This window comes from Klebsiella sp. D-Nf1, assembly GCF_002810515.1.
GTDB lineage: Bacteria > Pseudomonadota > Gammaproteobacteria > Enterobacterales > Enterobacteriaceae > Klebsiella > Klebsiella variicola.
The window spans coordinates 774,223-796,246 of record NZ_PIOK01000001.1 but is presented as its reverse complement, the minus strand read 5'-3'; the positions used below and the strand labels follow the sequence as shown (position 1 = coordinate 796,246).

The following is a 22,024-nucleotide window of genomic DNA, read 5'->3' as shown; positions in this document are numbered from 1 at the left end:
GGGCGGGGGGAAGGAAGGGATTACGGCGTGATCTGCTCCATCGCCTGCAGGACGCGTTTGTCCGAGATAGGATACGGGGTGCCCAGCTGCTGGGCGAAGAAGCTCACCCGCAGTTCCTCGATCATCCAGCGGATCTCCCGGACATCGTCGTCCTCACGGCGGTTCGGCGGCAGCTTATTCAGCCACTGCTGCCACGCCTGCTGCACGCTCTCAATTTTCAGCATCTGTGCGCGATCGCGGTGCGGATCGATAGCCATCTTCTCCAGACGCTTTTCAATCGCCTGCAGATAGCGCAGCGTATCGCCAAGACGGCGGAAGCCGTTGCCGGTGACAAAGCCACGATACACCAGGCCAGCCATCTGCGCTTTGATATCCGACAGCCCCAGCGCCATGGTCATATCCACCCGGCCTTTCAGCCGTTTGTTGATATTGAACACCGCGGTGAGGATCTGCTCGACCTGTTTGGCGATCTCCACCACCGTGTCGTTAAGCTCGGCGCGGACCTTCTCGTGCAATTGACTGAAGCCCTCTTCCGTCCACACCGGACCGCCCGCCTCGTCGATAAGCTTATCAACGCCGCAGGAGATGCAATCGTCAATCAGATCCAGCACTTTGCCGTACGGATTAAAATAGAGCCCAAGCTTGGCTTTATTTGGCAGTTTCTCGTGCAGATACTTAATCGGCGACGGGATGTTGAGCAGCAGCAGGCGACGCAGACCGCGCCACATGGCCTGCTGCTGTTCCTGTGGATTATCAAACAGCTTGATGGCCACGCTGTCGCGCTCGTCCACCAGCGCCGGCCAGGCTTTCACCTTATAGTTGCCGCGCTTCTGTTCGTAACTTTCCGCCAGCGTGCCAAAGCTCCAGATATGCAGCCCGCTCTGCTCGATGCCGTCATCGGCCACCGCCGACAGCGTCTCCTGAACTTTGCCCTTCAGCGCGTCTTTCAATGCCTGCAGCGAGCGCCCTTCCTGCAGCTTCTTGTTTTTGTCATCCACCACCCGGAAGGTGATTTTCAGGTGATCGGGCACCTGATCCCACTGCCAGGCCTCGCGGTCGATGGTCACGCCGGTCATCTTACGCAGCTCCCGCTCCAGCGAATCGAGCAGCGGCAGCTCAAGCGGCGTCGCCCTGCCGAGAAACGCTTCCGCATAGTTAGGGGCCGGGACGAAATTGCGACGCACCGGCTTCGGCAGCGATTTTATCAGCGCGATAATCAGCTCGCGACGCAGGCCGGGGATCTGCCATTCAAACCCGGCCTCCTCCACCTGGTTCAGAAGCGGCAGCGGAATATGCACCGTCACGCCATCGGCATCGGCGCCCGGTTCAAACTGGTAGCTAAGCCGCAGCTTGAGGTTGCCCTGATGCCAGAAGTTCGGGTAGTCCAGCTTGCTGACCTGCTCCGCCCCCGCTTTAATCAGCATGCTCTTTTCAAAATTGAGCAAGTCTGGCGTTTCGCGGCTGGCCTGCTTCCACCAGGCATCAAAATGGCGGGCGGAGATGACGTCGTGGCTAATGCGCTGGTCGTAGAACTCGAACAGGGTTTCGTCATCCACCAGAATGTCGCGGCGGCGCGATTTATGCTCCAGCTCTTCGATTTCCGCCCGCAGCTTCAGGTTTTCCCGGAAGAAGGCATGCCGCGTCTGCCAGTCTCCCTCCACCAGCGCGTGGCGAATAAACAGCTCGCGGCACAGCGCCGGGTCGATCTGGCTGTAGTTGACCTTACGCGCGCCAACGATCGGCAGGCCGTAGACGGTGACCTTTTCCGTCGCCATCACCGCGCCCTGCGCCCGTTCCCAGTGCGGTTCACTGTACGAGCGCTTGATCAGGTGCTGCGCTACCGGCTCCACCCACTCCGGCTCAATGCGGGCGGCGATGCGCCCCCACAGTCGGCTGGTTTCCACCAGCTCGGCCACCATCGTCCACTTCGGCGGCTTTTTAAACAAGCCGGAACCCGGGAAGATGGAGAAGCGGGCGTTGCGCGCGCCGGTAAACTCCTGCTTATCGGCATCCTTCATGCCGATATGCGACAGCAAACCGGTCAGCAACGCGGTGTGGATCTCGCGATATTCCGCCGGCTCGCTGTTGATCGGCAAGCCGAGCTCTTTCACCACCTGGCGCAGCTGGGTGTAGATGTCCTGCCACTCGCGCACGCGCAGATAGTTAAGAAAATCGACCCGGCACTGGCGGCGGAACTGATTCGACGACAGCGTCTTCTGCTGCTCGCCAAGGTAGTTCCACAGATTGACGAAGGCGAGGAAATCAGACTCTTTATCGTGGAAGCGGCGGTGCTTCTCGTCAGAGGCCTGCTGCTTATCCATCGGCCGCTCGCGCGGGTCCTGAATCGACAGCGCGGAGGTGATGATCATCGCTTCCCGCACGCAGCCGTGCTTCTGAGCCTCCAGCACCATGCGCGCCAGACGGGGATCCACCGGCAGTTGGCTAAGCTGGCGGCCCATCGGCGTTAGCTTATAGGCGGTGGCCTGCTCATCGGTGGTGATGGCGCCCAGCTCTTCCAGCAGGCGCACGCCGTCCTGAATATTGCGCTTATCCGGCGCTTCGACAAACGGGAAGGCGGCGATATCGCCTAAGCCCAGGGCGGTCATCTGCAGGATGACCGACGCCAGGTTGGTACGCAGAATTTCCGGGTCGGTAAACTCCGGGCGCGACAGGAAATCGTCTTCCGAATAAAGACGAATACAGATCCCTTCCGAAACGCGGCCGCAGCGGCCCTTACGCTGGTTGGCGGACGCCTGGGAAACCGGCTCGATCGGCAGGCGCTGCACCTTGGTGCGGTAGCTGTAACGGCTGATACGCGCAGTACCGGGATCGATAACGTATTTAATGCCCGGCACGGTCAGCGAGGTTTCCGCCACGTTGGTCGCCAGCACGATGCGTCGTCCACTGTGCGGCTGGAAGACGCGGTTCTGCTCGCTGTTGGACAAACGGGCGTACAGCGGCAGCACTTCGGTATGGCGCAGATCCAGTTTATTCAGCGCATCAGCGGTATCGCGAATCTCCCGCTCACCGCTCATAAAGATCAGAATATCACCGGGCCCTTCGCGCCCCAGTTCGTCAACCGCATCAAAAATCGCCTGTAACTGATCGCGCTCGGTATCGTCCGCCTCTTCCACTATCGGCCGGTAGCGGACTTCCACCGGGTAAGTCCGCCCGGAGACTTCGATAATGGGCGCATGATTGAAATGCTTTGAGAAACGTTCCGGGTCGATGGTCGCCGAGGTAATGATGATTTTCAGGTCCGGACGACGCGGCAGCAGCTCTTTCAGATAGCCGAGCAGAAAATCGATGTTCAGGCTACGCTCGTGCGCTTCATCGATAATGATGGTGTCGTACTGCATCAGCATGCGATCCTGCTGGATCTCCGCCAGCAGGATACCGTCGGTCATCAGCTTGACCATGGTGTTGTCGCTGACGTGATCGCTAAAGCGGACTTTATAGCCGATGCAACCGCCCGGCTCGCTTTGCAGCTCTTCGGCAATACGGTTGGCGACGGTCCGCGCCGCCAGACGACGCGGCTGGGTATGGCCGATCAGCCCTTTCAGCCCGCGGCCCAGCTCCATGCAGATTTTTGGCAGCTGGGTGGTTTTACCCGAACCGGTCTCCCCGGCGACGATCACCACCTGGTGGTCGCGCACCGCCTCGAGAATCTCTTGTTTTTTCTGGCTAACCGGCAGGTTTTCCGGATAGGTGATGGCCGGACGCGCCGCTTCGCGCAGCAGGACTTTACCGGCTGCCTGGCTTATCTCCTGCGCCATCTCCTGCAGAATGGCCTGTTGCGATTCAGGATTTTTAACCTTCTTCACACCGTGCAGACGGCGGGAAAATCGCGTTTTATCGCGCAGCATCAGGCCGTCGAGCTGTTGATAAAGCTGGGGGAAGGTGATTTTTTGTTGTTCTGTCATAGCGTTATCGGGCAGAGCTCTGCCGGGAAAATCTCTTTTGAAGTATTGCCTTAGAGTACCACATCTGTGTCACTCGCGCCTTGTTCAAAAAATCTGAACATAGGATTCGATATATTGCGCTATCTCTGTGGCGCGATTGTGAATACAGTGTCAACAAGCACCAGGGCATTGACCCGTCAATCACATTAAAAAAGGAAACACCCATGAGCAAAGTATTAGTTCTGAAATCCAGTATTCTGGCAGGGTACTCACAATCTGGTCAGCTTTCCGACTATTTTGTTGAACAATGGCAGGAAAAACACCCGGGCGATGAGATCACCGTGCGTGACCTGGCCGCTAATCCGATCCCGGTCCTGGATGGTGAACTGGTCGGCGCCCTGCGTCCGAGCGACACCCCGCTGACCCCGCGTCAGCAGGAAGCGCTGTCCCTTTCCGACGAGCTGATCGCCGAACTGAAAGCGAACGATGTGATTGTTATCGCTGCCCCGATGTACAACTTCAACATCCCGACGCAGCTGAAAAACTATTTTGACCTGGTGGCTCGCGCCGGCGTCACCTTCCGCTACACCGAGAAAGGGCCGGAAGGTCTGGTGACCGGTAAACGTGCGGTCGTCGTTACCAGCCGCGGCGGTATCCATAAAGATACCCCGACCGACCTGGTCACCCCGTACCTGTCCACCTTCCTCGGCTTCATCGGCATCACCGACGTGAACTTCGTGTTCGCCGAAGGTATCGCTTACGGCCCGGAAGTGGCGGCCAAAGCGCAGTCCGATGCCAAAGCGGCCATCGACAGCGTGGTTGCAGCCTAAGATTTCCACTCCCGCCGCCCGGTGGGAGTGTTTTTTCCCCCTCGCCCGTTTCCCCTTTTACGAGCCGCCTCGTAAATTCACGCATCATTCCAACGCCTTAAGCATCCTGCCTGTACCATGGCTGTCGCCGCACGAATCTGGCTCACTACCGGTGGCTGACGGCAACCGTTGTCATGGTCAAAAACAGGAGTGCGTACTATGTACACTCAATGGTGTACATGGTACCTTAGCAAGGAGCGTTTTCGTGTGTCATGCCATTGAATTTATCGAAACGTCGCTATTTACCCGCCAGATAAAACAGCTGGCCTGCGATGAAGATCTGAGGGCACTGCAGAGGCAACTCATAGGCAACCCGGATTTTGGCGATGTCATCCAGGATACCGGCGGGTTACGCAAAATAAGAATGGCGACAGGCTCACAGGGAAAAAGCGGCGGCGTGCGGGTGATTTATTTTCTGGCAACCCGCGAGATTATCTATCTCGTCTTAGCCTACCCGAAGCACACCAAAGAGAGCCTGAGCGCAGCGGAAAAAAACGAACTCAGGAAACTGACCCGGCGACTAAAAAATGAGGTTTGAAATGGGTTACTTTGACGAGCTTAAAGCATCTCTGGAAGAGGCTGTTGAGATCAAAGACGGCAACAAGGCCCCAGCCCGAGCGACGCGCTATGAAGTGGCTGATGTGAAAGCCATCCGCGCGCAGCTTAATGTTTCGCAGGCGGAAATGGCAAAAGCACTGGGTACCAGCGTGGATACCATCAAAAGCTGGGAGTCCAGGCGGCGCAACCCGACAGGCCTGGCAGCAAAAGTACTGGCGGTTATCCAGGCCAACCCGGCGTTCTTTCGCGAACTGGCTGAGCACTAATCCACTCAACCTCTCCGGGTTGCCCTGGGAAGTTAGCGCTGCGTTTTTGGCCGCAGGTTTTCATCAAACTCCAGTCGCTTACGCCCTGCTTCCACTTCCCGTAATGGCTCCACCTGATGCAGCGTCTGCTTACAGCGCTCCACCAGCACCTGGTATTCACGTGTACCCTGTTTTTTCCACGCCAGCTCCTGTTCGCTCAGGGTGCGAATCGCTTTTGCCGGGCTGCCGATAATCAGATGGTTGGCGGGCATCTCGGCGTTGGCTTTGACAAAGGCCGAAGCGCCGACAATGCTGTTTTCGCCAATGACCGCCCCGTCGATAATCACCGCGCTCATTCCCACCAGCGCGTTGCGGCCAATCACGCAGCCGTGCAGAATTGCGCCGTGACCGATGTGGCCATCCTCTTCCACCACCGTATCCTGGCCGGGGAATCCATGCATGACGCAGTTGTCCTGAATATTGGCGCCATCTTTGACCACGATGCGGCCAAAATCGCCGCGCAGGCTGGCGTTGGGCCCAACATAGACCCCTTTACCGAGGATCACGTCGCCAATCAGCACGGCGGTTGGGTGGACGTAGCTCTCTTCCGGCACCACCGGCGTCAGTCCATCAATCTGATAAATCGGCATGCAACCTCCTTATGCGCCCGGCAAACCGCCAAAGCGCTGATAATAGAGCGGGCCCGGCGCCGGAAGCTCGCCCACCGAGCTTTCCCCTTTCTCGCTGACGAACGCCAGCGCGCCGGGATTCACGCGTTGATAAATATTGATACACAGCTGGCGGGCGGTTTGCCCCGCCCAGTGCGCCGGCAGCAGCTCTTCCGGCAGCAGCGGATCTTTGAGCACCACCCGGCGATAAAAATGGATCAGCAGCAGCTGGATCTGGAAACAGCGCTCAGGCGTCAGCTCGGCCGGGTCGCAGTCGCGCAGCAGCGGCAGTAACGGTCGGAATAGCGAGATGAACGATTCATACATCTCGTTTTGTTCGGTGAGATGCCAGCACTCCTCCACGCGGCTGCGCAGCGCCGCACGGGAGAGCGCCAGCGGCGAATGGGCTTCAAAACAGATGACGTTTTCGGCGACGCCCGCTTCGTGAAGCAGCGACTGGACATCCGCCAGTTTTTGCGACGGCGAGGCCAGCAGGCTCGGCGCCAGCGCGCCAAATCCCTGCCATAACAGTTGCTTTTTGACTTCCGCCAGAACCGTTTTTTCTAACCCTTCCGACAATAGCAGCAGCCAGGTGCCGTCCCATTCGGGGGCATTCGCCCGATAAATTTTATGTTCCGCGCGCCGGGTCAGGCGCAGGCCTTTATCGCTCAGGCGATAGAAGCTGCGCCGGCCGATACGCACGACATCGAGCCACGCTTCTTTATTGAGACGGAATAGCGCAGTGCGGACAAAGCGCTCGCCAAATCCTAATCCTTCCAGCAGCGCCGCGACGCTACCCAGCCACACTTCCCCACCGCGTTGTAATAACGCGTCGCCATACAGCGAGGCAATCAATGACGTACCGCTGATCGGCATCGTCGTCACCGCTTGTTGAATAAAGGCGTCGAGTTTACTCATCTGATTCATTCTGTTGTTATATTTTTCCTTTATGAATCATAGCACAGGAAAATCCCGGCTTATGGCGTAAAGGCCTCAGCCGGGTTACCGGGGAGAGAATTAACCGCTGACCACCGCTTTACGCAGGTCGAATACCCGACAGGCTTTCCCTTCCGAGCGCGGAATGCTGCCGCAGTTGACGATAGTAATATCGGTGGAGATCCCGACCATCGACTTAATGCGGTGACGCAGCTGATGGCAAATCTGGCAGCGCTGTTCATGACTCAGCGCCAGCCCGCTCTCTTTCAGTTCAACGCGCACCGCCAGCGAATCAAGATGACCGCGGCGATTCACCTCTAACTGATAGTGCGGCGCCAGGTGTTCAAACTTGAGGATCTCCTCTTCCAGCTGCGATGGGAAGACGTTAACCCCGCGGATAATCAGCATATCGTCGCTGCGTCCGCTGATGCGATCCATGCGGCGCATGGTCCGCGCGGTGCCCGGCAGCAGGCGCGTCAGATCGCGGGTACGATAGCGGATCACCGGCAGTGCTTCTTTGGTCAATGTGGTGAACAGCAGCTCGCCATGCTCGCCATCTTCCAGCGGCGTACCGTCGTCCGGGTTGACGATTTCCGGGAAGAAGTGATCTTCCCAGATGGTCGGGCCGTCAACGGTTTCCAGACACTCCATTGCCACCCCTGGCCCCATCACCTCTGACAGACCGTAAATATCCAGCGCGGTGATCCCCAGGCGGCGCTCGATTTCCGCGCGCATCGCCAGCGTCCACGGCTCAGCGCCAAAGACCCCGACCCGCAATGAACAGCCGCGGGCATCGCCGCCCATCTGGCGCTCCAGCTCTTCAATCAGATTCAGACAGTAGGACGGCGTCACCATGATCATATCCGGCTGGAAGTCGCGGATCAGCTGCGCCTGTTTTTCGGTCTGTCCGCCGGACATCGGGATCACCGTCGCGCCTAAACGCTCCGCGCCGTAGTGCGCGCCAAGGCCGCCGGTAAACAGGCCGTAGCCGTAGGCGACGTGAATTTTATCTTTTGCAGAACCACCGGCCGCGCGCAGCGAACGGGCGACGATATTGGCCCAGTTATCAATATCGTTCTGCGTGTAGCCCACCACCGTCGGTTTGCCGGTGGTGCCGGATGAAGCGTGAATGCGCACCACCTGCTCCATCGGCACCGCGAAGGTATCGAAGGGATAGTTGTCGCGCAGATCTTGTTTGGTGGTACAGGGGAATTTTTTCAGATCGTTTAATTCCCGAAAGTCGTCAGGGTGCACGCCGGCGGCGTCGAATTTGCGGCGATACATCGGCACATTTTCATACGCATGCTTGAGCGTCCATTTCAGGCGCTGGGTTTGCAGGGCCTGCAGTTCATCACGCGATGCGGTTTCAATCGGATCTAATTTTGTAGTAGTTATCATTGTAGGGTACTCGCAGGTAAATTAGCTCACACTCGCTCGAGGATCATGGCAATGCCCTGACCCACGCCAATACACATCGTACACAGCGCATAACGCCCGCTCCGGCGTTGCAGCTCAAGGCTGGCGCTCAGTGCCAGTCGCGCGCCGCTCATGCCCAGCGGATGACCTAACGCAATGGCACCGCCGTTGGGATTCACATGCGCCGCATCATCCGGCACGCCGAGTTGCCTGAGCACCCCCAGCGCCTGGGCGGCGAAGGCCTCATTCAGCTCAATCAGATCCATATCGTTAATATTGAGCCCGGCTCGCTCCAGCACTTTACGCACCGCCGGTACCGGCCCCAGCCCCATCAGGCGCGGTTCAACACCCGCCGTCGCCATCGCCACGATACGCGCCCGCGGCGTGAGCCCCTGGATAGCGGCCTGCTGTTCGCTGGCGATGATCAGCGCCGCGGCGCCATCGTTGACGCCGGAAGCATTGCCCGCGGTAATGACGCCGCCCTGGCGGAACGGCGCTTTCAGTTTCGCCAGCTGCTCAAGCGTGGTTTCCGGGCGGGGATGCTCATCATCGCGTACCGCGCTGACCGCCCCTTTCTTGCCGATGATCTGCACCGGCACGATCTCCTGCGCCAGAATGCCGTCGCGCTGGGCCTGCGCCGTACGCTGCTGGCTGCGCCAGGCGAAAGCGTCCTGATCGATCCGGCTGATATTTAACAATTCAGCTACATTCTCGGCCGTTTCCGGCATGCTGTCAGTTCCGAAGTGTTGCGCCATGAGCGGGTTCACAAAACGCCAGCCAATCGTGGTATCGAAGAGTTCCGCCTGACGCTGATAAGGCGCGCTGGCTTTTCCCATCACGAACGGCGCGCGAGACATCGATTCCACGCCGCCGGCAATCAACAGATCGGCATCGCCGGCTTTGATCGCCCTGGCGGCAAAACCGATTGCATCCAGACCCGATCCGCACAAGCGGTTAATCGTGGTGCCCGGCACGGTATGCGGATAACCTGCCAACAACGTCGCCATATGCGCTACGTTGCGGTTATCTTCACCGGCCTGGTTAGCACAACCGAAAATCACATCATCAATTGCTGCCGGGTCGAGCCCGGGGTTACGGCTCAGCAACTCACGTAGCGGGATCGCCGCCAGGTCGTCGGCGCGGACGCCGGCCAGCGCGCCGCCGTAGCGGCCAATCGGCGTGCGGATCCCGTCACAAATAAAGGCGTCGCGCATTACACGTCTCCTGTGATTGTGCCGCCGATGCGGTGCGATTTGCCGCGGAACAGGGCCACAATCTTTTGCTGTTGATTAACAATTTCAATGTCGTAGACGCCGGTCAGCTTGCCCTGCTGTTTGACTCGGGCGGTGGCGACCAGCCGGTCGCCGGCAAACGCCGGACGAAGAAAATCAATGTTTGCCGCCGAAGCCACCGCCGCCAGCCCCTGGCTGTTACAGGCGTAGGCGAAAGCGGTATCGGCAAGCGTAAATAGCTGACCGCCGTGGCAGGTTTGATGGCCGTTAAGCATGTCCGCCGAGACGGTCATGCTCATCTGCGCAAAGCCGTCGTCCATTTCGATAAGTTCGATCCCCATCTTTCTGGCGCAGGTATCTTTTTCGTACATCACGCGCGCGTTGCGCCACGGATCATTGCTCATGGTGCTTCTCCATCAGCGCCTTCTGGCGCAACAGGGAACAGGGGCGATAGCGCTCCTCGCCATAATGGTGTTGCAGGTTCTCCAGCAGTTGCAGCACCCGTCGCCAGCCAAGGCTTTCTCCCCACGCCAGCGGGCCTTGCGGATAGTTGACGCCAAGGCGCATGGCGGTATTGATATCCTGCGCGCTGGCGACCCCTTTTTGCACCGCATCCAACGCTTCGTTAATCAGCATCGCCACCGTGCGCCACACCAGCAGTCCGGGATAATCGGCGATACGTAGCACTTTCTTGCCCTGCTGTTGGAAGTAATGCACCGCTTTATCCGTCGCCGCTGGCGCGTTGGTCGCCGCTGCGGCCAGCACCACCGTATCGTTGGCGCACAGGTCATACACCACCACCGGGCGGTGATGCTTAACGCTTAGCGCCAGCGCGGTCTCACCTTCGGTCTCCAGCAACAGCAGTTCGTCCAGCTCAGTGACACTGTCACTTATCGTCATCACGGATTGAGCGCCAATAGATACCGGCGGCAACGCCGCGTCCGGCAGTGTCTCAGCGGGCCAGCGATAGACGCCGTAACCGCTCTTTTTACCCAGCCGCCCAGCCAGCGCCAGCTCTTGCTGGAGGAGCGATGGCAGGTAGCGGCGGTCCTGCCAGAAGGCGTTAAACACCGAACAGGTCACGGCGAAATTGACGTCCTGGCCAATCAGATCAGTCAGCGCCAGGGGTCCCATCGGAAAACCGCCGCCGTCACGCAAAGCGGCATCGATAACCTCCGGGGCGGCAACCTGCTCTTCCAGCGCGCGCCAGGCCTCGGCGTAGAACGGACGCGCTACGCGGTTAACGATAAAACCGGGCGTTGAGCGGCAGCGTACCGGCTGTTTCCCCCAGCCGCTTACGCACTGGCACAGCTGCTCTACTACCTCAGCAGACGTCTCCAGGCCGCTGACCACCTCGACCAGCTTCATCACCGGCGCCGGATTAAAAAAGTGCAGCCCGGCCACCCGCTCCGGGTTTTTGACCCCGGCGGCGATGGCGGTAATCGAAATAGACGAAGTGTTACTGGTCAACAACGTTGACGGCGCGCAGATCGCCGCCAGCTGCGCGAACAGCGCCGTTTTGACCTCCAGCCGTTCAGAGGCCGCTTCAATCACTAAATCCGCGTCGGCAAGCGCGGCTAAATCGTGAGCCGGATGCAGGCGCGCCAGCAGCGCGTCGGCCTGCTCTGACGCCAGTTTGCCGCGCTCGACCCGTGAGGCGAGACGCCTGGCAATGCCGTCGATCGCCCGGGCAATGGCCTGATGATCGATGTCGTAAATCAGCACCGGATGTCCGGCGGCGGCAGCCACTTCGGCGATGCCGGCCCCCATGGTGCCGCTGCCGATCACCGCCACGTTGGCTAAGGATGTCGTCATCATCTATTTCCCGCTGAACTGTGGTGGCCGTTTGGCCAGAAACGCGCTGACCCCTTCGCGGTAATCATCGCTGCGTCCGGCCAGGCGCTGATAATCGCGCTCCAGATCCAGCTGCGCATCGAGACTGTTGGTTTCAGAAGCCAGCAGCGCCTTTTTAATCAGCCCAAGACCAAACGTCGGCTGCGCCGCCAGATGGCGCGCCAGCTGCAGACTGGTATCCGCCAGTTCTGAATCGTCCACCAGTTGCCAGATCATTCCCCACTGCGCGGCCTGTTCCGCGCTGAGGCTATCCCCCAACAGCGCCAGCCCCATCGCGCGCGCGCGGCCGGCCACCCGCGGCAGGAACCAGCTACCGCCGCAGTCCGGCACCAGGCCGAGCTTGCTGAACGCCATCACAAATTTGGCCGAACGCGCGGCCAGCACGATATCGCAGCCCAGCGCCAGGGTGGCGCCAGCGCCGGCGGCAACGCCGTTGACCGCGCAGATAACCGGCTTCGGCAGCGCCGCCAGACGGCGCACTAACGGGTTGTAAAAGCGTTCTACCGACAGGCCGAGATCCGGCGGTGGGCCGCTGGGGTCGACATTGCGATCGTTCAAATCCTGGCCGGCGCAAAAGCCGCGACCGGCGCCGGTGATCAGCAGGCAGCGCACGCCATCATCGCGCTCGGCCTGCTTCAGACATTCCGCCAGCTGGTGATGCATCAGATCGTTAAAACTGTTGAGACGGTCCGGGCGATTGAGGGTAATGGTCATGACGCCCTGTTCCACTGCGCTGAGAATGAAAGCTTCCACGATTAGCGTCCTTTAAAGTCCGGTGTACGTTTTTGTAAGAAGGCGTCGATGCCTTCGCGGCGGTCCTCGGTGGCGCTCAGCAGGCTAAACAGCTGGCGCTCCTGTTGCAGACCGGCCTGCAGGCTGACTTCCTGCGACAGGCGCAGCGACTGTTTTGCCGCCCGGAGCGCCAGCGGCGAGTGGCGGGCAATGGTGGTTGCCAGTTTCAGGGCATACTCATCGGTTAACGCCGCCGGATGGATATCACTAACCAGCCCGGCCTGCTGCGCCTGGCGGGCGTCAATACTCTCGCCGCTCAGCACCATTCGGCTGGCCAGCGCCTTGCCTACGCTGCGGATCAGCCGCTGGGTGCCGCCCGCGCCCGGCATAATGCCGAGGGTAATTTCCGGCAGGCCAAAACGGGCGTTGTCGCCGGCGATAATCAGGTCGCACAGCAGGGCCAGCTCGCAGCCGGCGCCAAGCGCGTAGCCGTTGACCGAAGCGATGAGCGGTTTAGTGAAAGCATCAATTCGCGCCCACAACCGTGGGCGAATATCATCAAGGGTGGCAGGCAGATCTTTTTCCGCCATCTCATTGAGGTCGGCCCCGGCGGCAAAAAAACGCGGGTTGCCGCTGATAACGCAGACGCCGACGCTGTCATCAGTGGCCGCAACCTCCAGCGCCTCGGCAATCTGGGTTAAGAGGGCATTGTTCAGCGCGTTGCGGGCCTGCGGGCGGTTTAGCGTCAACTGAAGCACCCGGCCATGACGGTGGATCAGCAGGTCACTCATGCCATCCCCCGCGCGTCAAAGTCGACCACCACATCGCCGCTGGTCGGCAACGACTGGCAGCTCAGGACATATCCCGCCGCCAGCTCATCTGCTTCCAGGCTGTAATTGGCGGCCATCGCCACTTCACCGCGTAGCACTTTGCATTTACAGGTGGCGCATACCCCGCCCTTACAGGCGAACGGCAGATCGGCGCCCTGACGCAATGCGGCATCCAGGATGCTGTCGTCTTCGGCGCTGAGGGCGATAAGCCGATCGCGCCCGTCCTGGCGGATGGTCACCGTGCGCCCTTCCGCCTGCACGCCGGCGGCCCGCTTCACATTGCCGCCTGGGGTATTAAAGCGTTCGAGATGAATCGATTTCTCCGCTACGCCAAGTTCACGTAACGCCGCTTCCGCCTCATCCATCATCGCCGCCGGGCCGCAGATAAAAGCCTCGTCGAAACGGCTAAAATCCAGCAGATGGTCAGCGAGCTGGCGCAGTTTGTCGCCGTCAATGCGCCCCTGTAGCAGATCGCTGTCCATCGACTCCTGGCTAAACAGGTGTATCACCTGCAGGCGCTGCGGATAGCGGTCTTTTAAATCGGCCAGCGCCTGGCGGAACATCATGCTATGGCTGCTGCGGTTGCCGTAGATCAGCGTAAAGCGGCTTTGCGGCTCGGTCGCCAGCGTTGCGCTAATGATCGCCATCATCGGCGTGATCCCGGAACCGGCGGCAATCGCCAGATACTCACCCTGCCGTTCGGCCTGCGGTTGATAACCGAAATGCCCCTGCGGCACCATCACTTCCAGCACGATACCCTGCTGGATATCGTGCTGGGCGTAGCGCGAAAAGCGCCCGCCGTCGATAGCTTTGACCGCGACGCTAATTTCGCCGGGCGTGCGGCTGCGACAAATGGAATAACAGCGGCGCAGTTCTTCGCCGCCCAGACGGGCTTTTAGCGTCAGATGCTGGCCCGGACGAAAGCAGTACTCCGCCTGCAGGGCTTGCGGAATCGCAAAAGTGATGGTCACCGCATCGCGGGTTTCCGGCTCGACTCTCGCCACCTTAAGCGAATGGAACGTCGTCATGGCAACCTCAAATACATTTAAAGTAATCAAAAGGTTCGCGGCAGCTGTCGCAGCGATATAGCGCTTTACAGGCCGTGGAACCGAATTCGCTAATCAGCGAGGTATGGATGCTGCCGCAGCGCGGGCAGCTCACCTCGATGGGCATGTCCGCATGGCAGGCGTGCCCCTGGGGCGGGCTGATGCCGTACTGGCGCAGGCGCTCGCGAGCATCCTGGCTCATCCAGTCGGTGGTCCACGGCGGATCCAGCTGCAGGACGATATGTACCGGCACAAAGCCATGCTCGCTCATGACCGTGCGGATCTCGCCCAGCAGATGCTCCGTCGCCGGACAGCCCGAATAGGTCGGGGTAAAGCCAATCACCCAGCCGTCGCCGTGGCGCGCGACGCTACGCACCATTCCGAGGTCGGTGATGGTGAGTACCGGCACTTCCGGATCCGGGATCGCGCTTAATAATCCCCAGATGGTACGAACCTCTGCTGGAGCGATGTCGGCAAGACGTTGCATAGTCACCTCACTTACCACTGCAGTCCGGGATGCGAACGCTGCTGATACTGCATCTCCGCCAACAGTGGGCCGAGATGTTCACTGTGCAGCCCCTGTTTGCCGCCGCTGCGGAAAGCCGCTTCCTGCGGGATCTGTAAGCCGGAGTCGAGCAGCGCCGTGTGTACCGCGCTTTGCCATTCGGCCTGAAGCTCGCGCGGATCAACCGCAATGCCCTGCTCAACCAGGAGGAGATCCACTTCATCGGCAAGGAACAGTTCGCCGGTGAAGCGCCACAGATTGTCGACCGCCTGCTGCATTTTGCGATTTGATACCTCGGTGCCGTTACCGAGACGCTCCAGCCAGCCGCGGCTAAAACGCTGGTGGTAACGCACCTCTTTCAGCCCTTTAGCGGCAATGGCCGCCAGCTGCGCGTCGCGGCTGTTCACCAGGCGGCTGAACAGGGCGACATGCCAGACGTCGATAAAGAACTGACGGGCGATAGTGTCGGCAAAATTGCCGTTTGGCTGTTCCACCAGCAGCAGGTTGCTGAACTGGCGTTCTTCGCGGCCAAAGGCCAGCGTATCTTCGTCGCCGCAGCCGTTAAGTTCGGCGGCATAGCTTAAAAAGTTGCGCGCCTGGCCGAGCAGGTCGAGGCCGATGTTGGCCAGCGCAAGATCGATCTCGAGCTCGGGAGCATGGCCGCACCAGGCGCCTAAACGCTGGGCCAGAACCAGACCATTGTCGCCAAGACGCAGGGCGTAGGTGGCTACGGAGTTAGGGGTATTCATCGCCGCCTCACATATGTTCCATGCCGTCCGGCACGGTATAGAAAGTCGGATGACGGTAGACTTTGCTTTCCGCCGGGTCGAAGAATTCGCCGCGCTCTTCCGGCTGCGAAGCAACGATTTCGCTGGCCTTCACCACCCAAATCGAGCAGCCTTCGCTGCGGCGGGTATAGGCATCGCGGGCGTTCTCCAGCGCCATTTGATCGTCGGCGGCGTGCAGACTGCCAACGTGGCGATGGGATAATCCCTGTTTGCTACGAACGAACACTTCATATAACGGCCAGTAAACTTTGCTCATGTTCTCTCTCCTCATGCCGCGCTGCGGGCCTGCTGTTTTTGCGCATGGGCCAGCGCGGCCTCGCGCACCCACTCGCCCTCTTCCCAGGCCTTACGCTTGGCGGCCAGTCGTTCGTGATTGCAAATCCCACGGCCGCTAATTACCTCGTTAAATTCCTGCCAGTCGATTTCGCCAAAGCGGTAGTGGCCGCTGGCTTCATCAAAGCGCAAATCCGGGTCCGGTACGGTCATGCCGAGGATCTCTACCTGCGGCACCGTGTTATCGACGAAGCGCTGACGCAGCTCGTCGTTGGAGTGAAGTTTGATTTTCCACGCCATGCTGCGGGCACTGTTCGGCGAGTTGTCATCGTTGGGGCCAAACATCATCAGCGCCGGCCACCAGAAGCGGTTAATGGCGTCCTGCAGCATCTGCCGCTGCGCGTCATTGCCCTGCGCCAGCGCCATGCAGGCTTCAAACCCCTGCCGCTGGTGAAAGCTCTCCTCTTTGCAGATTTTGACCATCGCCCGGGCATAGGGGCCGTAGGAGGTCCGGCACAGCGCCACCTGGTTGACGATGGCCGCGCCATCGACCAGCCAGCCGATCACGCCGATATCGGCCCAGCTGAGGGTCGGGTAGTTAAAAATGGAGGAGTATTTCATCTGCCCGTCGAGCATCTTCTGATACAGGTCTTCCCGGGCGCAGCCGAGCGTTTCCGCGGCGCTATAGAGGTACAGCCCGTGTCCGGCCTCGTCCTGTACCTTAGCCAGCAGGATCGCTTTGCGGCGCAGCGTTGGCGCGCGGGTGATCCAGTTGCCTTCCGGCAGCATGCCGACGATTTCCGAGTGCGCGTGCTGGCCTATCTGACGAATCAAGGTCTTACGGTAGGCATCCGGCATCCAGTCCTGCGGTTCGATGGCCGTTTCCTGCGCGATGCGCTGGTCAAAGCGTTGTTCTTCTGTCACGTCATCACCTTTATGATTCCGATATTCACAATAAAAATTTTTATGTGAATCACTTTGTTTATTGAAGGTTACATATTGGTTAAATAAAACCACAAATTTTGTTTGTTCTTTTTGTGATGCTAACCGCAAAACCTTTTGTAAACAGCAGATAAATCAGTGATATAAACAAAACAACCAATTAAGCACCGATCACAATGTTAATAAAATATTAAATATAGACTTGCATTTTATGATTCATAAAAGAACTATTTATAGTAATCATGCGTAACACATTTGGAGATTTGCGATGCAGCAGTTAGCCAGTTACTTATCCGGCGCCTGGCAGACCGGCCGGGGCCGGGGCCGCGCCCGTACTATCCATCACGCCATTACCGGGGCGGCGCTGTGGGAGGTGACCAGCGAAGGCCTGGATATGGCGCAGGCGCGCCGCTTCGCGATTGAGCGCGGCGGTAAAGCTCTGCAAGCCATGACCTTTATTGAACGCAGCGCGATGTTAAAAGCGGTAGCAAAACGGTTGCTGGAGCAGAAAGACGAGTTCTACGCCATTTCCGCGCAAACCGGCGCGACCCGCGCCGACAGTTGGGTGGATATTGAAGGCGGCATCGGCACCCTTTTCACCTATGCCGGGCTCGGTAGTCGCGAATTGCCGGACGATATCCTGTGGCCGGAGGACGAGCTGATCCCGCTCTCCAAACAAGGCGGTTTTGCCGCGCGTCACGTGCTGACCTCGAAATCAGGCGTCGCCGTCCATATCAACGCCTTCAATTTCCCCTGCTGGGGAATGCTGGAAAAACTGGCACCCACCTGGCTTGCCGGCATGCCAGCTATCATTAAACCGGCCACCGCTACCGCCCAGCTCACCCAGGCGATGGTGAAAGCGATTGTCGACAGCGGCCTGGTGCCGGAAGGCGCCATCAGCCTGATTTGCGGCGGCGCGGGCGATCTTCTCGACCATCTCGATAGCCAGGACGTGGTGACCTTTACCGGCTCCGCCGCCACCGGCCAGCAGCTGCGGGCGCACCCTAACCTGGTGGCCAAATCGATTCCCTTTACCATGGAAGCGGATTCGCTCAACTGCTGTGTGTTAGGCGAAGACGTCACGCCGGAGCAGCCGGAATTCGCGCTGTTTATCCGCGAGGTGGTCCGCGAGATGACGGCAAAAGCCGGGCAAAAATGTACCGCTATCCGCAGAATCATCGTGCCACTGGCGCAGATCAATGCGGTTAGCGATGCACTGATCGCCCGCCTGCATAAAGTGACCGTCGGCGACCCGGCGCAGGAAGGCATAAAAATGGGGGCGCTGGTCAATAGCGAGCAGCGTCAGGACGTACAGGAGAGCGTGAATAAACTGATTTCCGCTGGCTGCGAAGCGTTGCTTGGCGGAGAAGCGGACCTCAGCGCGGCCGGCGCGTTCTTCCCACCGACCCTGCTGTACTGCCCGCAGCCGGATGAAACGCCGGCGGTTCACGCCATTGAAGCCTTTGGCCCGGTGGCGACGCTAATGCCGTATCGCGACCGCCAGCATGCGCTGACGCTGGCACGCGCCGGCGGTGGCAGTCTGGCTGGTACGCTGGTCACCGCCAGCGGCGAGCTGGCGCGCGAGTTTATCCTTGGCGCCGCGCGCGCCCATGGTCGTATTCAGATCCTTAACGAGGAGTCCTCGGCAGAGTCGACCGGCCACGGCTCGCCGCTGCCGCAGCTGGTACACGGCGGCCCTGGCCGCGCGGGCGGCGGAGAAGAGCTTGGCGGGCTGCGCTCGGTGAAACACTATATGCAGCGTACCGCGGTCCAGGGCAGCCCAACGATGCTGGCGACCATCGGCCAGCAGTGGGTGCGTGGCGCGCAGGTTAGCGAAGACCGCATTCACCCGTTCCGTAAATACTTCGAAGAGATCCAGCCTGGCGATAGCTTATTAACCCCGCGCCGAACGCTGACCGAAGCGGATATCGTTAATTTCGCCTGCCTGAGCGGCGATCATTTCTATGCGCATATGGACAAAATCGCCGCCGCTGAGTCGATTTTCGGCGAGCGGGTGGTCCACGGTTATTTCCTGATCTCCGCTGCGGCCGGGCTGTTCGTCGATGCCGGCGTCGGGCCGGTTATCGCCAACTACGGCATGGAAAACCTGCGCTTTATTGAGCCGGTCAAACCGGGAGACACCATTCAGGTTCGCCTGACCTGTAAGCGGAAAACGGTCAAACGTCAGCGCAGCGCCGATGAGAAAGCCACCGGCGTGGTGGAATGGGCGGTGGAGATTTTCAACCAGCACCAGCAGGCGGTGGCGCTGTATTCCATTCTGACCCTGGTGGCGCGCCAGCAAGGGGATTTTCCGGCGTAATAGCGGAAAATAGACCGCTGGCGCTCTGTTGGCCGATCCTTGAGCCATTGATCCTGCAATCGGTTTGCAACGGTTTCGCCCCGGGAAGTCCTTTATGTTATCTGTGGCTTCAGCGCACATTGCGCTCCCGATTAATCGTCTGCGTTATGTCACTCATGGCGCAGGGAGCGCACAGGGGGCGGCCAGTCGCCGCCGCCCCCTGTACCCCCGGGCTCCGGCCAGCAAAATCGCCACTGCGTGGTGCCTTCGACTTTTCCCTGCAGGCTGCGGGTCGGGCCGAGGCAGCGTCCCTGCAAAACACGGCCCTCAGCCCGCATCCATGCGGGCTGCCCCGGCCTTCCGGGAACGTCTCAGCGATTTTGAGGCCGCAACACCGGCAGTTTCAGCAAGAATGGTGAATAAATTAACGGCAGGCCGCACGGACCGTAGGCCGGGTAAGGCGTCAGCCGCCACCCGGCAAAAAAATCGGCGCACGTTCTCAATGCCTCTGCGGAGGCATTTTTTACGTCCGTCTGGCAAAACTGACAAACAAGCTGGCAAAAGCAAACAAACGCCCCGGCGCCGCTGGCTGGTAGCTTAAGGGTGACAAAGCCGACATTCGCAGCGGCAAGAGACAACACAACAATAAGATGAGGTCATCATGGCAAACGGCTTGAAATTTTCTCCTCGTAAAACCGCGCTGGCGCTGGCCGTGGCGGTGGTTTGCGCCTGGCAATCACCGGTCTTCGCCCACGGCAGCGAAGCCCACATGGTACCGCTGGATAAAACGCTGCAGGCGTTCGGAGCCGATGTGCAGTGGGATGACTACGCACAAATGTTTACCCTGATAAAAGACGGCGCTTACGTCAAAGTGAAGCCCGGCGCCAAAACCGCGATCGTCAACGGTAAAACCCTTGACCTGCAGGTGCCGGTGGTGATGAAGGAGGGTAAAGCCTGGGTCTCCGATACCTTTATCAATGATGTATTCCAGTCCGGTCTCGATCAGACCTTCCAGGTGGAAAAGCGCCCGCACCCGTTAAACTCGCTCTCGGCAGCGGAAATCAGTGAAGCGGTGACCCTTGTTAAAGCCGCGCCGGAATTCCAGCCCAATACCCGCTTTACCGAAATTTCCCTGCACGAGCCGGATAAAGCGGCGGTGTGGGCCTTTGCTTTGCAGGGAACACCCGTTGACGCACCGCGCACCGCCGATGTGGTGATGCTGGATGGCAAACACGTGATTGAAGCTGTCGTCGATCTGCAAAACAAAAAAATCCTCTCCTGGACGCCAGTTAAAGGCGCCCACGGGATGGTACTGCTCGATGATTTTGTCAGCGTGCAGAACATCATCAACGCCAGCAGCGAATTCGCTGAGGTGCTGAAAAAGCACGGCATTACCGATCCTGGCAAAGTGGTCACCACCCCGCTCACCGTCGGCTATTTTGATGGCAAAGATGGCCTGCAACAGGATGCGCGTCTGCTGAAGGTAGTGAGTTATCTCGATACCGGCGACGGCAACTACTGGGCGCACCCGATTGAAAACCTGGTGGCGGTGGTCGACCTTGAAGCGAAGAAAATCATCAAAATTGAGGAAGGCCCGGTGATCCCGGTGCCGATGGAACCCCGTCCGTATGATGGCCGCGACCGCAACGCCCCGGCGGTGAAACCGCTGGATATTACGGAACCAGAGGGCAAAAACTACACCATTACCGGGGATACCATTCACTGGCAGAACTGGGATTTCCACCTGCGCCTTAACTCGCGAGTCGGGCCAATCCTCTCGACGGTGACTTACAACGATAACGGCAAAAAACGCCAGGTGATGTATGAAGGTTCCCTCGGCGGGATGATCGTTCCCTACGGCGACCCGGACGTCGGCTGGTATTTCAAAGCCTATCTGGACTCCGGCGATTACGGCATGGGCACCCTGACCTCGCCGATTGTCCGCGGCAAGGACGCGCCGTCGAATGCGGTGCTGCTGGATGAAACCATCGCCGACTACACCGGCGCGCCGACCACCATCCCGCACGCAGTCGCCATATTCGAACGCTATGCCGGGCCGGAATATAAGCACCTGGAGATGGGCAAGCCCAACGTCAGTACCGAACGCCGGGAGCTGGTGGTGCGCTGGATCAGTACCGTCGGCAACTACGACTATATCTTTGACTGGGTGTTCCACGACAACGGCACCATCGGTATCGACGCCGGCGCTACCGGCATTGAAGCCGTTAAAGGCGTGATGGCGAAGACCATGCATGACCCCAGCGCCAAAGAGGATACCCGCTACGGGACGCTGATCGACCATAATATTGTCGGCACCACCCACCAGCACATCTATAACTTCCGCCTCGACCTCGACGTGGACGGCGAAAACAACACCCTGGTGGCGATGGATCCTGAAGTGAAGCCCAACACCGCCGGTGGCCCGCGCACCAGTACCATGCAGGTCAATCAGTACACCATTGACAGCGAGCAAAAAGCAGCGCAGAAATTTGACCCGGGCACCATTCGCCTGCTGAGCAACACCAGCAAAGAGAACCGCATGGGCAACCCGGTCTCTTACCAGATTATCCCTTACGCCGGCGGCACGCACCCGGCGGCGACCGGCGCGAAGTTCGCCCCGGACGAGTGGATATATCATCGTCTGAGCTTTATGGATAAACAGCTGTGGGTGACGCGTTACCACCCGACAGAGCGTTACCCGGAAGGGAAATACCCTAACCGTTCCGCCCACGATACCGGCTTAGGCCAGTATGCGAAGGATGATGAGTCGCTGACCAACCACGACGACGTCGTGTGGATCACCACCGGCACCACCCACGTGGCGCGCGCCGAAGAGTGGCCGATCATGCCGACCGAGTGGGCGCACGCCCTGCTGAAGCCGTGGAACTTCTTTGACGAAACCCCAACCCTTGGCGAGAAGAAAAAGTAA

General features: G+C 59.5%; 19 protein-coding genes. 5 read left to right on the top strand and 14 right to left on the bottom strand.

From position 1 onward, the window contains the following. Positions 1–20: 20 nt before the first annotated feature. The gene (gene hrpA / locus CWM54_RS03855) at positions 21–3,866 is read right to left on the bottom strand and encodes an ATP-dependent RNA helicase HrpA (protein ID WP_240613998.1); all 3,846 of its coding nucleotides are present in this window, start codon (positions 3,864–3,866) and stop codon (positions 21–23) included. Positions 3,867–4,126: 260 nt separating this feature from the next. Between hrpA and azoR the strand changes: the two genes are divergently transcribed. The 3 genes from azoR to nadS all read left to right on the top strand — a co-directional run bounded on the left by azoR (position 4,127) and on the right by nadS (position 5,595). Then, positions 4,127–4,732, top strand: coding sequence for an FMN-dependent NADH-azoreductase (azoR, locus tag CWM54_RS03850; RefSeq protein WP_100680102.1), 606 nt, complete (start codon positions 4,127–4,129; stop codon positions 4,730–4,732). A 244-nt stretch (positions 4,733–4,976) separates the two neighbouring features. Beyond that, positions 4,977–5,309, top strand: a complete 333-nt coding sequence (locus CWM54_RS03845; protein WP_100680101.1) for a type II toxin-antitoxin system RelE/ParE family toxin — start codon at positions 4,977–4,979, stop codon at positions 5,307–5,309. 1 nt (position 5,310) lies between these two features. Continuing rightward, the gene (nadS, locus tag CWM54_RS03840) at positions 5,311–5,595 is read left to right on the top strand and encodes a NadS family protein (protein WP_088716961.1); all 285 of its coding nucleotides are present in this window, start codon (positions 5,311–5,313) and stop codon (positions 5,593–5,595) included. 32 nt (positions 5,596–5,627) lie between these two features. Here the strand turns inward: nadS and paaY are convergent, their stop codons facing one another. From paaY to paaA, 13 genes are all read right to left on the bottom strand, one after another. Then, complete coding sequence (gene paaY / locus CWM54_RS03835; protein ID WP_008805114.1) at positions 5,628–6,224, bottom strand: phenylacetic acid degradation protein PaaY; 597 nt, start codon at positions 6,222–6,224, stop codon at positions 5,628–5,630. A 9-nt stretch (positions 6,225–6,233) separates the two neighbouring features. Continuing rightward, positions 6,234–7,160: a phenylacetic acid degradation operon negative regulatory protein PaaX gene (paaX, locus tag CWM54_RS03830; RefSeq protein WP_165785879.1), complete on the bottom strand. Its 927-nt coding sequence runs from the start codon at positions 7,158–7,160 to the stop codon at positions 6,234–6,236. Between the two features lie 99 nt (positions 7,161–7,259). After that, a complete protein-coding gene (gene paaK, locus CWM54_RS03825; RefSeq protein ID WP_004224503.1) occupies positions 7,260–8,576 on the bottom strand; it encodes a phenylacetate--CoA ligase PaaK in 1,317 nt (438 codons plus the stop codon). Between the two features lie 26 nt (positions 8,577–8,602). Then, positions 8,603–9,808 carry a 3-oxoadipyl-CoA thiolase gene (gene pcaF / locus CWM54_RS03820; protein ID WP_100696035.1) on the bottom strand — a complete coding sequence of 402 codons (1,206 nt, stop codon included), beginning with the start codon at positions 9,806–9,808 and terminating at the stop codon, positions 8,603–8,605. Further along, a complete protein-coding gene (paaI, locus tag CWM54_RS03815; RefSeq protein WP_008805118.1) occupies positions 9,808–10,230 on the bottom strand; it encodes a hydroxyphenylacetyl-CoA thioesterase PaaI in 423 nt (140 codons plus the stop codon). The genes pcaF and paaI overlap by 1 nt, the downstream gene beginning before the upstream one ends. Continuing rightward, entirely contained in the window at positions 10,220–11,644 is a 1,425-nt protein-coding gene (locus tag CWM54_RS03810) for a 3-hydroxyacyl-CoA dehydrogenase (protein ID WP_165785878.1), read from the bottom strand. Before CWM54_RS03810 ends, paaI begins: the two co-directional genes overlap by 11 nt. Continuing rightward, positions 11,645–12,433: a 2-(1,2-epoxy-1,2-dihydrophenyl)acetyl-CoA isomerase PaaG gene (paaG, locus tag CWM54_RS03805; RefSeq protein ID WP_023297510.1), complete on the bottom strand. Its 789-nt coding sequence runs from the start codon at positions 12,431–12,433 to the stop codon at positions 11,645–11,647. It abuts the gene before it with no gap. A gap of 2 nt (positions 12,434–12,435) precedes the next feature. Then, complete coding sequence (paaF, locus tag CWM54_RS03800; protein ID WP_008805121.1) at positions 12,436–13,203, bottom strand: 2,3-dehydroadipyl-CoA hydratase PaaF; 768 nt, start codon at positions 13,201–13,203, stop codon at positions 12,436–12,438. Further along, positions 13,200–14,270, bottom strand: a complete 1,071-nt coding sequence (gene paaE, locus CWM54_RS03795; RefSeq protein ID WP_100696033.1) for a 1,2-phenylacetyl-CoA epoxidase subunit PaaE — start codon at positions 14,268–14,270, stop codon at positions 13,200–13,202. Before paaE ends, paaF begins: the two co-directional genes overlap by 4 nt. Positions 14,271–14,277: 7 nt before the next feature. Further along, positions 14,278–14,775 (bottom strand): 1,2-phenylacetyl-CoA epoxidase subunit PaaD, encoded by a 498-nt coding sequence (gene paaD, locus CWM54_RS03790; protein WP_100696031.1) that lies wholly within the window; start codon positions 14,773–14,775, stop codon positions 14,278–14,280. A gap of 11 nt (positions 14,776–14,786) precedes the next feature. Beyond that, positions 14,787–15,542 carry a 1,2-phenylacetyl-CoA epoxidase subunit PaaC gene (paaC, locus tag CWM54_RS03785; protein ID WP_100696029.1) on the bottom strand — a complete coding sequence of 252 codons (756 nt, stop codon included), beginning with the start codon at positions 15,540–15,542 and terminating at the stop codon, positions 14,787–14,789. Positions 15,543–15,549: 7 nt separating this feature from the next. Beyond that, the gene (paaB, locus tag CWM54_RS03780) at positions 15,550–15,837 is read right to left on the bottom strand and encodes a 1,2-phenylacetyl-CoA epoxidase subunit PaaB (RefSeq protein ID WP_004224492.1); all 288 of its coding nucleotides are present in this window, start codon (positions 15,835–15,837) and stop codon (positions 15,550–15,552) included. Positions 15,838–15,848: 11 nt separating this feature from the next. Then, the gene (gene paaA, locus CWM54_RS03775) at positions 15,849–16,778 is read right to left on the bottom strand and encodes a 1,2-phenylacetyl-CoA epoxidase subunit PaaA (protein WP_025713674.1); all 930 of its coding nucleotides are present in this window, start codon (positions 16,776–16,778) and stop codon (positions 15,849–15,851) included. A 286-nt stretch (positions 16,779–17,064) separates the two neighbouring features. On the opposite strand from paaA, the gene paaZ reads away from it, so the two are divergent. Further along, positions 17,065–19,116 (top strand): phenylacetic acid degradation bifunctional protein PaaZ, encoded by a 2,052-nt coding sequence (paaZ, locus tag CWM54_RS03770; RefSeq protein ID WP_100696025.1) that lies wholly within the window; start codon positions 17,065–17,067, stop codon positions 19,114–19,116. Between the two features lie 640 nt (positions 19,117–19,756). Continuing rightward, positions 19,757–22,024, top strand: coding sequence for a primary-amine oxidase (tynA, locus tag CWM54_RS03760; protein ID WP_100680090.1), 2,268 nt, complete (start codon positions 19,757–19,759; stop codon positions 22,022–22,024).